This is a genomic window from Stenotrophomonas maltophilia group sp. RNC7 (assembly GCF_030910085.1).
Classification (GTDB): Bacteria; Pseudomonadota; Gammaproteobacteria; order Xanthomonadales; family Xanthomonadaceae; genus Stenotrophomonas; species Stenotrophomonas sepilia.
The window spans coordinates 101,846-115,286 of sequence record NZ_JAVFVN010000947.1 but is presented as its reverse complement, the minus strand read 5'-3'; the positions used below and the strand labels follow the sequence as shown (position 1 = coordinate 115,286).

At 67.9% G+C, this 13,441-nt stretch carries 13 protein-coding genes and 1 tRNA gene; 1 reads left to right on the top strand and 13 read right to left on the bottom strand.

The genetic code is table 11. From position 1 onward, the window contains the following. Positions 1 to 823: 823 nt before the first annotated feature. The gene (locus RCF13_RS24395; RefSeq protein WP_231352653.1) at positions 824 to 1,096 is read right to left on the bottom strand and encodes a hypothetical protein; all 273 of its coding nucleotides are present in this window, start codon (positions 1,094 to 1,096) and stop codon (positions 824 to 826) included. A gap of 9 nt (positions 1,097 to 1,105) precedes the next feature. Beyond that, entirely contained in the window at positions 1,106 to 1,249 is a 144-nt protein-coding gene (locus tag RCF13_RS24390) for a hypothetical protein (RefSeq protein WP_209019970.1), read from the bottom strand. A 64-nt stretch (positions 1,250 to 1,313) separates the two neighbouring features. On the opposite strand from RCF13_RS24390, the gene RCF13_RS24385 reads away from it, so the two are divergent. Continuing rightward, positions 1,314 to 1,535 (top strand): hypothetical protein, encoded by a 222-nt coding sequence (locus tag RCF13_RS24385; protein ID WP_308141618.1) that lies wholly within the window; start codon positions 1,314 to 1,316, stop codon positions 1,533 to 1,535. 38 nt (positions 1,536 to 1,573) lie between these two features. Here RCF13_RS24385 and RCF13_RS24380 read toward each other — a convergent pair. From RCF13_RS24380 to RCF13_RS24330, 11 genes are all read right to left on the bottom strand, one after another. Continuing rightward, positions 1,574 to 1,649 (bottom strand) — tRNA-Gly (locus RCF13_RS24380). Positions 1,650 to 1,899: 250 nt separating this feature from the next. Further along, positions 1,900 to 2,526, bottom strand: coding sequence for a CDP-diacylglycerol--glycerol-3-phosphate 3-phosphatidyltransferase (pgsA, locus tag RCF13_RS24375; RefSeq protein WP_012510614.1), 627 nt, complete (start codon positions 2,524 to 2,526; stop codon positions 1,900 to 1,902). Positions 2,527 to 2,544: 18 nt separating this feature from the next. Next, positions 2,545 to 4,389: an excinuclease ABC subunit UvrC gene (gene uvrC, locus RCF13_RS24370; RefSeq protein ID WP_088497723.1), complete on the bottom strand. Its 1,845-nt coding sequence runs from the start codon at positions 4,387 to 4,389 to the stop codon at positions 2,545 to 2,547. Continuing rightward, a complete protein-coding gene (locus RCF13_RS24365) occupies positions 4,386 to 5,798 on the bottom strand; it encodes a hypothetical protein (RefSeq protein ID WP_134969437.1) in 1,413 nt (470 codons plus the stop codon). The genes uvrC and RCF13_RS24365 overlap by 4 nt, the downstream gene beginning before the upstream one ends. Then, positions 5,795 to 6,283, bottom strand: a complete 489-nt coding sequence (locus tag RCF13_RS24360; RefSeq protein ID WP_231352652.1) for a low molecular weight protein-tyrosine-phosphatase — start codon at positions 6,281 to 6,283, stop codon at positions 5,795 to 5,797. The genes RCF13_RS24365 and RCF13_RS24360 overlap by 4 nt, the downstream gene beginning before the upstream one ends. Continuing rightward, positions 6,280 to 7,053: a 3-deoxy-manno-octulosonate cytidylyltransferase gene (kdsB, locus tag RCF13_RS24355; protein WP_231352651.1), complete on the bottom strand. Its 774-nt coding sequence runs from the start codon at positions 7,051 to 7,053 to the stop codon at positions 6,280 to 6,282. Before kdsB ends, RCF13_RS24360 begins: the two co-directional genes overlap by 4 nt. 75 nt (positions 7,054 to 7,128) lie before the next feature. Next, complete coding sequence (lpxK, locus tag RCF13_RS24350) at positions 7,129 to 8,148, bottom strand: tetraacyldisaccharide 4'-kinase (protein ID WP_134969417.1); 1,020 nt, start codon at positions 8,146 to 8,148, stop codon at positions 7,129 to 7,131. Next, entirely contained in the window at positions 8,148 to 9,896 is a 1,749-nt protein-coding gene (gene msbA, locus RCF13_RS24345; protein WP_061478481.1) for a lipid A export permease/ATP-binding protein MsbA, read from the bottom strand. Before msbA ends, lpxK begins: the two co-directional genes overlap by 1 nt. Next, complete coding sequence (locus RCF13_RS24340; protein ID WP_005415977.1) at positions 9,893 to 10,315, bottom strand: biopolymer transporter ExbD; 423 nt, start codon at positions 10,313 to 10,315, stop codon at positions 9,893 to 9,895. Before RCF13_RS24340 ends, msbA begins: the two co-directional genes overlap by 4 nt. 3 nt (positions 10,316 to 10,318) lie before the next feature. Beyond that, positions 10,319 to 10,981, bottom strand: coding sequence for a MotA/TolQ/ExbB proton channel family protein (locus RCF13_RS24335; RefSeq protein ID WP_061478482.1), 663 nt, complete (start codon positions 10,979 to 10,981; stop codon positions 10,319 to 10,321). 3 nt (positions 10,982 to 10,984) lie between these two features. Then, entirely contained in the window at positions 10,985 to 13,384 is a 2,400-nt protein-coding gene (locus RCF13_RS24330; RefSeq protein ID WP_231352650.1) for a DNA internalization-related competence protein ComEC/Rec2, read from the bottom strand. Between the last annotated feature and the right edge of the window lie 57 nt (positions 13,385 to 13,441).

The window sequence follows — 13,441 nt, the reverse complement described above, 5'->3', positions numbered from 1 at the left end:
CATCAATAAGGGAAACTTCGGCTTGCTTGTCATATCCCAGAGGAGTCGCATGCGCATTGACAGAAAAAACGAGCATCCCGACGGCAACCAACGGTCGAATCATCATGGAACTCCGGATGTAGATGAATAGAAAGTTTCGGCGTCCATTCATATCAATGAAGCTGGCATGCCAACGCCCGTCCATTGAGCGATGAGCATCGCGCCGTGCAGTCAATATGCAGATGGAAAAGTAGCTGAGCGCAAGGGGCCCACCAACACAGCTTCTCCATCAACTCGTACTTTCTTGGTTCTTCCTTGCCCATCACGTCAGCAATGGCAACTGTACCAAGGGGCAAGCCCGGCTGAACTCACTGTGAGAGAGAGGTCGCTTGCGAAAGCGCTACCGATGCTCTGGATATCGCACAACGCCGAGGTCTCTGCCATGTCAGCTGACCATTTGCGACATTCTGCGCAGCTGTCGAGCACTACGATCAATTCATTCAAAGTTGCCTGCGTTGTTCACTCGCCACCGACGTCCACCTTGCATCCAGGCACAACCGTTTTGTCCGACGACCAACAGGTAGGTGCCGTCCGCAAAGCTGACGCCAACGATGACCATGTCGAGATCCCAGGTGGAGAAAGATCACAGCATCCACTATCGGGCAGAAGCAACGCCCCCGTCCGAGAACGTTGCTTGCAGGACTTCTTTGCGCCGTCAGGCCACCACAATCCGCAGCGAATCTGCAGACGCCAGGATCTCCGCACGCTCACCCGTGGGCGGATAGATCCATTCGGTGTTGATCCGGGTCCTGAGCGCCTTGGCTTCAGCGCCGGACAGCGTTACCTAGCGATCCCAGCCCTCGGTGTAGACAGCACCCCACGGCCCCAGGTCCAGGCAGGTCACGTACTTGGGCTGCGCATACGGAATCATCGCTTCCCCGGTCAGGTCAGCCGCGGCGTTGTGTCCGGCGGAGCGCCCCAGGTTCATCGCGTGCTGGCAGGACATCATCGCCACGTTGCCCTCGTCATCGGTGGCGGCATGCGCGCAGTCCCCGGTGGCGAACACCGCGTCGACACTCTTCGCCTTGAGAGTGCGATCCACATGCAGGCGACCCACCGCATCGTGCTAGCCAGGAATCTGAGCAGTCAACGCACTGGCACGTGCACCGGCCGTCCAGACAACGGTGGCGGCGTCGATGCGTTCTCCGTTTTCCAACGTCACGCCCTCCGCATCCACGCGAGCGACGCCCGAGCCCAGACGCCAGGACACACCCAACTCCCTGTGGGCGCTGCGCGCTGTTTGATGGTGCCCCACCCGCTGGGCCAACCGCGGTGTGTGCGTCATCCACGCGGTGATGATCAATGCGCAGAAGGCCATGCGCGAAGAACTGGCACGTTCCAAGCTGCCCTCGATTGCCGAGGGCGTGCAGGGCAAGGGACGCCCGGCGAGTTTCGCCGGTGATGTGCAGGAGTGGTTCGCGGACCGCCAGGTGGCATGCGTTGGCGCGCGACGGCGCAGGACAATGATTGATCTGCGCGGGTACCGCCGCGCATAACGAAAAACGCCCCTTTGCGGGAGCGTTTTTCTTGAATCTGGAGCGGGAAACGAGACTCGAACTCGCGACCTCAACCTTGGCAAGGTTGCGCTCTACCAACTGAGCTATTCCCGCTTGGGAGGCGAAATTCTACCTGTTCTGGAAATGGCGTCAAGCGCTTTTTGAGGGGCTACCGAGGCACCTGGCACCGCGTATCCACGCATGGCGTGGATCTACTACGGCGTCTCGGCAAACTGATGGATCCGCCCCCTCCGTGGATGCGGCATTTCCAGTAGATCCACGCCATGCGTGGATAGGCGCATCGATGGGGTCAGAGCCCTTTCCTTCGGAAAGGGGTCCGACCCCGGGGCTCAGACCCCGGGGCTCAGTTGCCCAGCTTCTTCTGCCGTGCACGCTCGCGCGCGGCACGCTCGTCATCGCGCAGGCTCGGCCAGGCAGCGTGCAGGTACTGCAGGCCCGACCACAGGGTCAGCACCGCGGCAATGGCCAGGGTCCAGTCGCCGATATGGAACACCGGCCAGCCCATCCAGATGTCTTCCACCGGCACGTTCGGGGCCACCGAATACAGCAGGCACAGCAGTGCGACCATCTGCGCGGTGGTCTTGACCTTGCCAATCATCGCCACACGCACCTTGGCACGCTGGCCCAGCTCGGCCATCCATTCGCGCAGCGCCGACACCGCGATCTCACGGCCGACGATGACCGCCGCCCAGAACGCCATCCACGGCGTCGGATGGCCCTGCACGATCAGGAACAGTGCCACTGCCACCATCAGCTTGTCCGCGACCGGGTCGAGGAAGGCGCCGAAGGCCGACTCCAGCTGGTAACGGCGTGCGATCCAGCCATCGAGCCAGTCGGTGATCGCGGCCAGGCCGAAGATCGCCGCCGAAGCGAAGTTGGTCCAGGTGTAGGGCAGGTAGAACACCAGCACCAGCACCGGGATCATCACGATCCGCAACAGCGTCAGCCAGGTGGGCAGGGTCAACTTCATGCTTGCGTGCTTCTCTCTCTACTCGGCCGCATCAGGCGTGGCCAACCCGTGCAGGTTAGCGTAGATACGTGCCGCGAGGGCGTCATTGATGCCTTCCACCTTGGCGATTTCCGCTTCGCCAGCGGCTTTCAGGCCCACCAGGCCGCCGAAATGCTTGAGCAGGCTGGCGCGGCGGCGCGGCCCGATGCCGGGGATGTCCTCCAGCTTGCTGGTCATCCGCGCCTTCTGCCGGCGGCCGCGGTGGCCGGTGATGGCGAAGCGGTGCGCCTCGTCGCGCACCTGCTGGATGAACTGCAGCGCCGGGTTAGCGGCGCCGGGGCGCAGCTCGCGGCCGTCGGGCATCACCAGCGCTTCATGCCCGGCGCGGCGCTCCACGCCCTTGGCCACGCCCACCAGCAGCACACCTTCCACGCCCAGGTCGGCCAGTGCGGCCTGCGCCTGCGCCAGCTGCCCGGCGCCGCCGTCGATCAGCAGCACGTCCGGCAGCACGCCCTGCTCTTCCACCGCACGGCGGAAACGGCGGTCGATGGCCTGGCGCATGGCGGCGTAGTCGTCGCCCGGCTCGATGCCGCTGATGTTGAAGCGGCGGTACTGCGCGCGTACCGGACCGGCGGCGTCGAACACCACGCACGAGGCCACAGTGGCCTCGCCCAGCGTATGGCTGATATCGAAGCACTCGACCCGCTTGACCGGCTCGGCCAGGCCCAGCATCTCGCGCAGTGCATCGCTGCGCGCATGCTGCGCATTGCGGCTGTTGAGTTCAGTGGCCAGGGTGAGCTGCGCGTTGCGGCTGGCCAGCTCCACGTAGCCGGCGCGCTCGCCGCGCACGTTCCACTTCAGCTGCACCTTGCGCTCGGCCGAGGCCGACAGCGCCGCGACCAGCAGGTCGGCATCGGGAATCTCGCGATCCAGCAGGATCTCGCGCGGCGGCTCGAATTCGATGTAGTACTGCGAGACGAACGCGGCCAGCACTTCCTCCGGACTCTCCTCGCCGTTGGTACGCGGGAAGAACGGGCGGGTGCCGAGGTTGCGGCCATCGCGGAAAGCCAGCAGCAGCACGCAGGCCTGCGAACCCTGCATGGCCACCGCCAGCACGTCCAGGTCGGCGGCGCGGCCGTCCACGTACTGGCGCGTCTGCATGCTGCGCAGCGAGGAGATCAGGTCGCGCAGGCGCGCGGCCTGCTCGAACTCCAGCGCCTCGCTGGCGGCCTGCATCTGCTCGCCCAGCTCGCGGGTCAGTTCGTCGCTCTTGCCTTCCAGGAACAGCGCAGCGCGGCGCACCGACTCGGCGTAGTCCGGCGCCGGTACCAGCTCCACGCAGGGCGCGCTGCAGCGGCCGATCTGGTACTGCAGGCACGGCCGCGAGCGGTTGCGGAACACACTGTCTTCGCAGCTGCGCAGCTTGAACAGCTTGTGCATCAGGTTCAGCGTTTCGCGCACTGCCGTAACGCCGGGATATGGCCCGAAATAGCGGCCGGGAATGGCGCGCGGGCCACGATGCAGGGCGATGCGCGGCCAGTCCTCGCGGGTCAGCAGCACATGCGGGTAGGTCTTGTCGTCGCGCAGCGAGACGTTGTAACGCGGCGACAGCGACTTGATCAACTGGTTTTCCAGCAGCAACGCCTCGGCTTCCGAGCGCGTCACGGTCACGTCCATGCGCGTGATCTGCGAGATCATCGACATGATCCGCGCGTTCTTCGGGCTGCCATTGAAATAGCTGCCGACCCGGTTGCGCAGCGCGCGCGCCTTGCCCACGTACAGCAGGGTGTCGTCGGCCGCGTACATGCGGTACACGCCGGGGGCAGTGCTGAGCTGGGCCGCGAAAGCCTTGCCGTCGAAGGCCGGGGCGGGAACGTCGGTCATTCGCTGATCGGCACTTCGCTGAGCACGCCGCTGTCGGGGTCGAATCGCAGCACGGCATGGGCGTCGGTCTCGGCAATCCACACCGCGCCTGCGCCCACCGCCAGTCCAGCCGGGCCATGCAGGCGGCGCGGCAGCGGCTGGGTGGTCAGTTCGCCACCGCCCAGGCGCAACGTGCGCAGGCGACCGTTGCCGGTGTCGGCGATCCACAGCAGCGGGGCGTCCGCGCCCAGTGCGATCGCCTGCGGGAACTGCAGGCTGGCCTGCGCGCGCGGGCCATCTTCACTGCCGAAGCGCCACGGCCCCTGCCCGACCAGGGTCTGCACCAGGTCACCACGCAGTTGCAATGCACGGATCGAGGATCCCAACGCATCGGCGACGTACAGCACCTGCTGCACCACGGCCAGCGCGGTCGGTTGCGCGAAGGCAGCCAGATGGCCACTGCCATCACGCTCGTCGATGGAACCACTGCCGGCGCGCCATTGCAGGCTGCGCTGGCCCAGGTGGTAGCTCCAGATGCGGTTGTCGCCGGCCATCGCGATGTGCAGCTGGTTGTCGGCGATGGCCAGGCCAATCGGATGGTCCAGCGAGACCTGCCGCGCCTGCGCGACCGGGCCTTCCACCGGCGCACCGGGTCGCCCGTTGCCGCACAACGTGTCGACGATGCCGGTCAGCAGGTTGATACGGCGCACCGCGTGGTTGCCGGTGTCGGCGACGTACAGCGAATCGCGCTCCAGCACCAGCGCCTGCGGGCGGTGGAATGCCGCTTCGGCGAGGTTGCCGTCCATGAAATCGGCGGTGCCGAGGCCGAACTGGCGCAGGATGCGTCCGCCATGGCTGCATTCGAGAATGCGGTGATGGCCGCTGTCGGCGATGTACAGGCGTTCGGTGCTGACCGCCAGCCCCTGCGGGAAGCGCAGGGCCTGGCGCGGTTCCGGATGCAGTTCGCTGCCGCCGCGCGGCGGCGCCGAAGGTGCACCCTGGCACAGCGCGTTCAAGGCGCGCTCCAGTTCACCGGGCGCGCCCTGCCCGACCAGCCGTTGCTGTTCGCGGCCCTGTGCGTCCAGCAGCACCATGGTCGGCCAGGCGGTAACGCCGAAGCGGCGCCAGCCATCCCAGTCGGCATCGAGCAGCACGGGCATGGTCAGGCCCTGACGGCGCAGCAGCTTCAGTGCGGCCGTGGCATCGCGTTCGAAATCAAAACGCGGCACCTGCAGCACCAGCGGCTGCAGCTTGCCCGGGTGGCGCGACAGCCATTGGCCGAACTCGGCCAGGCGTTGCGCACTCCAGGCGGAGACCGCATTGACGAACAGCAGCGCGACCGGCCGGCCGCGCAGTTCGGTCAGGGTGCAGGGGGTGGCATTGAGCCAGGTGGCGAATTCGGGCAGGTCCGGGACGGGCTGGACGTTCATGACCTGATTATGCCGGAGTCGGCGTCATGCAACAGTCGTGCCACCGCACGTTTTGCAGCATCGTCGACCAGCGACCAGACCTGTTCGAAATGATCGCTGCCGCCGGTGTAGGGGTCAGGGATGGCTACCCGCCCCTGCCCGCCGGACCAGGGCAGGTACAACGCCAGCCGTTCACGCTGGGCCGCCGACGCCAGGCGCCCGGCATCACGCAGGTTGGTCTCGTCGGCACACAGGATCCAGTCGAAACGGTCGAAATCCACGGCCTGCAGCTGACGTGCGCGCAGGCCGCCGATGTCCACGCCGTGTCCGGCCGCGCAGGCGATCGCGCGGCGGTCCGGCGGCTCGCCCACGTGCCAGTCGCCCGTGCCGGCCGAATCGACCTGCACCCGCCCGGCCAGCGGCGAGGCATCCAGGCGTGCGCGCAGCGCCCCTTCGGCCATCGGCGAACGGCAGATGTTGCCGAGGCAGACGACCAGCAACTTCATCGCGCGGCCATCGTCTGCAGCAACGCTTCGGCGCGCTCCAGGTCCTCGGGCGTATCGATGCCCGGCGGGAACGGCTCGGGCGAGATCGCCACGCTGATCGGGTAGCCCGCTTCCAGCACGCGCAGCTGCTCCAGCGATTCGACCTGCTCCAGCTGGCCCGGCGGCATCGCCGCGAACTGCTGCAGGAAGCCGGCGCGATAGCCATAGATGCCGATGTGGCGCAGCCAGTGGTGACCGGCCGGCAACGTGTCGCGGCTGCGTGCGAAGCCGTCGCGGTGCCAGGCGATCGGCGCGCGGCTGAAGTACATCGCCTCGTTGCGCACGTTGCTCACCAGCTTCACGACGTTCGCGTCGAACAGGGTGTGTGCGTCCTCGACGGTCGTGGCAAGAGTCGACATCGGCGCAGTGCCAGCGACCAACGCATCTGCCACCGCGCGGATGCCGGTCGCCGGCGCGAACGGTTCGTCGCCCTGCAGGTTGACCACCACCGTGTCATCGGCCCAGCCGGCAATGCGTGCGCACTCGGCCAGGCGATCGGTGCCCGAGGCATGCGTGGTCGCGGTCATCGCCACCTTCACCTCGGCCAACCCGGACAGTGCATCGGAAATGCGTTGGTCGTCGGTCGCCACCCAGACCTCGCGGGCACCGGCCTGCAGCGCGCGGCGCGCCACATGCAGCACCAGCGGCTCACCGCCCAGCGGGCGCAACGGCTTGCCCGGCAGCCGCGAGGCGGCAAAGCGGGCCGGAATGGCGACGACGAATTCGGTCATGCGGGCGGTTCTCGGCAGGCTCGTTACAACGGGAATGCGGCCAGCGGCGCGTGAATGCAAGCGCCGCGGCGCCGCTCAGTTCGGTCGCAGCTTGTCCAGGCGATCGGTCAGCGCCACCCAGAACGCGGCGGGCAACTCGGCGCGCAGCGGAACCGCGTAGTGCCAGTCGTTGCCGAACGCCCGGCATTTCACCGCATCCTTTTCGGTCATCAGTACCGGCAGCTGGCTGCCGAAGGACAAGTCCTGCGGCTGGTAGGCCTGGTGGTCGGCGAATGCATGCGGCACCACGCCGATCCCGCGCGCGCGCAGCATGTCGAAGAAGCGCTGTGGATGGGCGATGCCGGCCACCGCGTGCACGCGCTGGCCCTTGAAGTACGCCAGCGGGCGCGCGCGGCCACCGGCCAGCGGCTGCGCACTGTCGATGTGCAGGGCCATTGGCCACTGACCGAAGCCACAGGCCTGTGCCGCGGTCCCCTCATCGGCCTGGCCGAGGTTGACCACGCGGAAATCGCACTCGCTGGCGCGGCTGACCGGCTCGCGCAACGGCCCGGCCGGAATCATCCGGCCATTGCCATAGCGACGCTGGGCATCGACCACTTCGATCTCGATGTCGCGCGCCAGCCGGTAGTGCTGCAAACCGTCGTCGCAGACGATCACATCGCAGCCGGCCTCGATCAGCGCCTTGCCCGCAGCAACCCGATCACTGTCCACGCGCACCGGCACGCCGGTCTTCCAGGCGATCAGCACCGGCTCGTCACCGCCTTTCGCGGTTGGCGTGTCGGCCTGCACCCACAGCGGCTTGTCGGCGTCTTCGCGACCATAGCCGCGGCTGGCCACGCCCGGCTTCCAGCCGGCCGCACGCAGGCGTTCGACCAGGGCAATCGTCAGCGGCGTCTTGCCGGTACCACCGGCGGTGATGTTGCCGACCACGATGACCGGCACCGGCAGCGAGTGGCGCTTGCGCCAGCCACGCCGATAGGCGCGCCGGCGCAGTGCGGTGACACCTGCGTACAGCGGCGCCAGCAGGCGCATCGCCCACGGAACGGGGGTGCCGTCATACCAGTACGGCGGGGTCTGGGTGCCCTTGCCGGCCATCAGTCCTGCCTTTCGCGGAACTGCATGCTGTGCAGATGCTGGTACAGGCCGCCCAGTTCGAGCAGCTCCTTGTGCGTGCCGCGTTCAACGATGCGGCCGTGATCCATGACCAGTACCTGGTCGGCATGCTCGATGGTCGACAGCCGGTGCGCGATGACCAGCGTGGTGCGTTCGGGCATCAGGCGCTGCAGCGCGTCCTGCACCAGGCGCTCGGATTCGTTGTCCAGCGCCGCAGTGGCTTCGTCGAGGATCAGGATCGGGGCGTCGCGCAGGATCGCGCGGGCAATGGCCAGGCGCTGGCGCTGGCCACCGGACAGCAGCGCGCCGTTCTCGCCCACCGGGGTCTGCAGCTGCTGCGGCATGCGTGCGATGAACTCCCACGCGTTGGCGGCCTCGGCCGCCGCGCGGATCTGCTCGTCGGTCGCTTCCATGCCATAGGCGATGTTGGCGGCGATGGTGTCATCGAACAGCATGACCTTCTGCCCGACCATTGCCACCTGCCGGCGCAGGTCGGCCAGCGGGTAGTCGTCCAGTGCCACGCCGTCGAGGGTGATGACACCGCCGCTGGGCTCGTAGAAGCGTGGCACCAGCCGGATCAGGCTGGTCTTGCCACTGCCGGAACGGCCAACAATGGCCGTCACCGTGCCTGGCCTGGCAACGAAGCTGATGTCGTCCAGGGCGATGCCGCTGTCCTCGCGGTAACGCAGCATGACGTGGTCGAACGCCAGTTCGCCCCGCACGCGCTGCACGCGTCGCTGCCCCTGGTCGCGCTCCACTGGCATGTCGAGGATGCCGAACAGGCGCTCGGCAGCGGACACACCGCGCGAAATCGACGTCTGTACGCTGGTCAGACGGCGCAGCGATGGAATGATGGCCATCATCGATGTCATCAGGCCCATGAACTGGCCGGCATTGAGCCGGCCCGCCAGGGCTTCGCGGGTCGACACCCAGACGATCACCGCCAGCGCCAGTGCAGCCAGGAACTGCACCACGCTGGAGGCGGCGGCGCGGGTGACCTCGACCTTCATGTTCAGCGCCAGCATGCGGTTGGCCAGGCGCGAGTAGCGCGAGATCTCATGCTGCTGGGTGCCGTGCACCTTCACTTCCTGCTGCGCGGCCAGCGACTGCTCGGCAGTCTGCGCCATGGTGCCCATGCCGTCCTGGATGCCACGGCTGATGCGCCGGTAGCGCTTGCCCACGTAGGACACGATGCCACCGATCAGCGGCACCACCAGCAGCATCGCCAGGGTGACCTTGACACTCATCTGCAGCATCACCGCCAGCATCGCGATGATGGTGAGGGTGTCGGCCACCACGGTCTTCAGCGCGTCGGCGCTGGCCTGGGTGACCTGCTCGGTATCGAAGTTCAGGCGGCTGACCATCACCGGCGTCGCTTCGGTATCGAAGTGCGACGACGGCAGGTGCAGGTACTTCTGCAGCACCTGCTCACGCAGGTCGCGGACCACGCTGCGACCGGTCTTGGCCAGCGTGTAATCACTGACCCAGGTGGCCACGCTGCGCATCAGGAACAGGCCGAGGATGGTCAGCGGCAGCACCACGGCCGCGCGCGGCTGCGGGTCGACGAAACCTTCGTTGACCAGCGGCTCCATCAGCTTGGTGAAGTGGTAGCCGGCCAGGGCCTCGACCACCATGGCGATGACCGCGCCCACCATGAACACCCAGTAGGTGCGGGTGTAGCCCAGCAGACGTTTGTAGATCGGCCACACCGGCGCGTGATGGGAACTCATGGACGCACCTCTGGCGCAGTTGCAATGGCGATACGACGGAAACCGAGTTGACCGAGCGCGTCCTGCGCGGTCACCACGGCCTGGTAGGGAGTGCGTGCGTCGGCGCGCAGCAGCACGGGCTGGCTACGGTCACTGCCGGCCACGGACGCGATGGTCTGCTTGACCGACTCGACGTCGCTGCGCAGCACTTCCTGGTCATTGATGAAATAGCGGCCTTCGGCGTTGATCAGCACGCTGAGCGAACGCGGCGGCTCGTTGTTGGGCTGCTGGCTGGCGGTAGGCAGCTGCACCTGCAGCGTCGAGCGCGCATCGAAAGTGGTGGTGACCACGAAGAAGATGATCAGCACCAGGATGACGTCGATCAGCGGGACCAGATCGATATGCGGTTCATCCTGGGAGCGGTCATTGCCGATACGCATCGATCAGGCCTTCGCCGCAGCGGCGTTGGCCGGTCGCGCCGGCGCGACCGGGTTCATCACCCCGGGGCGACCGTCGAGCGTGTCCAGCAGGGCACTGGCTTCCTGCTCCATTTCCACCACGTAGCCGTGGATGCGGCCCTTGAAGTAGCGATGGAACATCAGTGCCGGAATGGCCACGATCATGCCCGTGGCGGTGCACACCAGCGCCTTGCCGATACCGCCGGCCAGCTGGTTCACGTCGCCCACCCCATGGTCGAGGATGCCCAGGAACATCTGGATCATGCCGATCACGGTGCCCAGCAGGCCCAGCAGCGGGCCGGCCGAGGCAATGGTGCCCAGCGCGTTGAGGAAACGTTCCATGCGGTGCACCAGGTGGCGGCCGGTGTCCTCGATGCGCTCGCGGATCTGGTCGCGCGGACGATTGCGCGCTTCCAGCGCGGCCGCCAGCAATGCCCCCAGCGGCGAGTTGGCACGCAGGGTCTGCAGGTGCGCCGGGTCAAGCTTGCCGCGTGCGGCCCAGTTGCGCACTTCCTGGCCGAGGCCGGGCGGCAGCACTTCAGTCCGCCGCAGGGACCAGAAACGCTCCAGGATGATCGCCAAAGCCAGTACGCCCAACAGCAGCAGCGGCACCATCGGCCAGCCACCGGCCTTGACCAGTTCCCACACGTTTCAACCCTCCGGCCCAACGGCCGCTTGTTTGATCGGCGATAGGATAACAGCCGACCGCGCCCGCCCAGCGGCATCCCACCACCGGGATGCATGGATACGCTGTTCACGCAGCTGCAGCCCTTGTGCGCCAAGCCATACGCGGATCGCCCCGGACTCCGCAGTGGACACCACCTCGGCTCCCTGCGCCTGCCAGCGCCGGACCACGTCCCGGCGCGGGTGGCCGAAGCGGTTCTGGTGCCCGGCCGAAACCAGCGCCAGCCGGGCTGACACCGCCGCCACCCAGGGCGCGCTGGAGCTGCCGCCGCTGCCATGGTGCGGCACCAGCACCACATCCGCCTTCAGCGCCGCCGGAGACGCCCGCAGCAGCGCCTGTTCGGCCGGGCGGCCGATGTCCCCGGGCAACAGGACCCCACCATGCGCGCTGGCCACGCGCAGCACGCAGCTGTCCTCGTTTTCAGCCCGCTGGCTGCCGGCATCCGGGTGCAGCACCTGGAAGTCGACGCCGTCCCAGTGCCAGCGCAGGCCGCGCTGGCAGCGCCCGGCCCCGGCGATCGCGCTGCCCGGCGGCGCCAACAGGGGCAGCTCCGGCAACTGAAGGCGCAGGCTCGGCAGGTTGCCGGCATGATCGAGATCGTCGTGACTGATCAGCACGCGGTCGGGCCGTGCCTGCCCCAGCGCCCGCAATGACGGAACCAGGACCCGCTCACTGCCCTCACCCCCGATCGGCGGTCCCACGTCGTACCAGAGCGCATGCCGCGCGGTACGCAGCAACACCGCCGTGCCCTGCCCGACGTCGTGCACCAGCAGCTCCAGCTCCCCCTCGGCCGGCCGCTCGCGCAATGGCCACAGCAGCGGCAGGCACAGCAGGAGGCCAGCCAGCCAGCCCCCGGCACCGCGTGGCAGCAGCCACCAGAACACGCCCAGCAGCGCCGCCGGCACTGCCCAGGCCGGTGCCTCGGCCAACCACCACATCGCCTGTGGATGCGCCGCCAGTGGCTGCAGGGCCTGCCAGCTGATTTCGAACAACCACGCCGCTGCACGCCACGCCCAGCATCCGGCGCCGTCATGCAGCACCTGCAGGGCGGTGCCCAGCAGCGACAAGGGCACCACCAGCAATGTCCACCACGGGATGACCGGCAGGTTCACCAGCGGCCCCAGCCAGGCGGTGCCGCCGAACAAGGCGATGCCCAGCGGCAACAGGCCGACGCTGGCCACCCCTTGTGCGGCTAGGAACCCGCGCAGGTTGGCGACCACGCCTCGCGGACGTCCCTGCGGCAGGCACCAGACCAGCCACAGGACGCCGCCGAAGCTGAGCCAGAAGCCCGCGGACAGCACTGACAGGGGCGCCGGCAGCAGCAGCGCCAGCGCCGCCAGTGAAAGCCCCTGCACGAGACCCAGTGGGCGCCGCCCACTACGCGCCAGCGCCACCAGCCCGATCATCAGTGCGGTGCGCACGGTCGGCAATTCACCGCCGGCCAGCACCGCATAGCCCGCTGCGGACAGGGCCGCGGCGCAGGCCGCCGCCTGGGGGCGTGGCCAATGCCGGCCCAGCAGCGGGCACAGCCACCACAGCCCTCGGCACAGCAACGCCCCCAGTCCCGCCACCACCCCGACATGGAACCCGGAAATGGCCACCAGATGGGTCAGGCCCAGCGCCCGCAACTGATCCCAATCGGCGTCGGACAGGCCACGTGTATCGCCCAGGGCAAGCGCCTGCACGAAGCGCGCAGCTGGATGGGCCACCTGCGCGGCGATGGCAGCGCTGGTGCGTTCACGCCACGCCGGCAGGCCATGCGCGGCCTGAAGCTCACGCGCGCTGGTCGGCGCCCGAACCGTGCCGTTGCCGGACACGCCGCGCAGCAGCGCATGGCGTTCACCGTCGAAACCACCGGGATTGATCCGCGAACGCGGCGCCCGCACGCGCAGGGCCAGATGCCACTGCGCGCCGGCCAGGACCTGATGGCGCCCACGCCCGGCGTCGGTGGCGTCAGCGGCACGCCAGGCATCGTTCCAGGTGACCTGCAGGCGCTTGCCGCGCAGCGATGGCAGTTCGCTGCTCTCGCTGACCTGCAGCAGGAAGCGGGTGTGCGCGGCTCCATGGTCCGGCAGATCGATGACCCGTCCACTGACCACCACATCCCGTGCTGGCTGGCCTGGCGGCAGCTGTTCCTGCATTGCCCAGTGTCCGTGCATCGCCGTCCATCCGGCGCCCAGCAGCACGACCGCGGGCAGGCGCCCCCGCCAACGCAGGCCCCACCCTGCCATGCCAAGCACGATCATCACCATGCAGCCCCACAGCGGCGGCAGCTGTGGCAGCTGCACGCAGGCCAGCGCCCCCAGTGTCAGCGCCGCAGCGGCGCCACTGCCCAGCAAGGGAGACGGGGAACGCTCGACGGCCATGGGTCCAGCCTGCCGCTACCGGCGGCAGGTTGCCTATCGGGACTTGCCCCGCAAACG

Excerpts from the sequence above, each read along its gene's own strand:
- RCF13_RS24365 (WP_134969437.1), bottom strand. The coding sequence starts at position 5,798 with ATGAACGTCCAGCCCGTCCCGGACCTGCCCGAATTCGCCACCTGGCTC.
- kdsB (WP_231352651.1), bottom strand. The coding sequence starts at position 7,053 with ATGACCGAATTCGTCGTCGCCATTCCGGCCCGCTTTGCCGCCTCGCGG.
- RCF13_RS24360 (WP_231352652.1), bottom strand. The coding sequence starts at position 6,283 with ATGAAGTTGCTGGTCGTCTGCCTCGGCAACATCTGCCGTTCGCCGATG.
- lpxK (WP_134969417.1), bottom strand. The coding sequence starts at position 8,148 with ATGGCCGGCAAGGGCACCCAGACCCCGCCGTACTGGTATGACGGCACC.
- uvrC (WP_088497723.1), bottom strand. The coding sequence starts at position 4,389 with ATGACCGACGTTCCCGCCCCGGCCTTCGACGGCAAGGCTTTCGCGGCC.
- RCF13_RS24340 (WP_005415977.1), bottom strand. The coding sequence starts at position 10,315 with ATGCGTATCGGCAATGACCGCTCCCAGGATGAACCGCATATCGATCTG.
- msbA (WP_061478481.1), bottom strand. The coding sequence starts at position 9,896 with ATGAGTTCCCATCACGCGCCGGTGTGGCCGATCTACAAACGTCTGCTG.
- pgsA (WP_012510614.1), bottom strand. The coding sequence starts at position 2,526 with ATGAAGTTGACCCTGCCCACCTGGCTGACGCTGTTGCGGATCGTGATG.
- RCF13_RS24330 (WP_231352650.1), bottom strand. The coding sequence starts at position 13,384 with ATGGCCGTCGAGCGTTCCCCGTCTCCCTTGCTGGGCAGTGGCGCCGCT.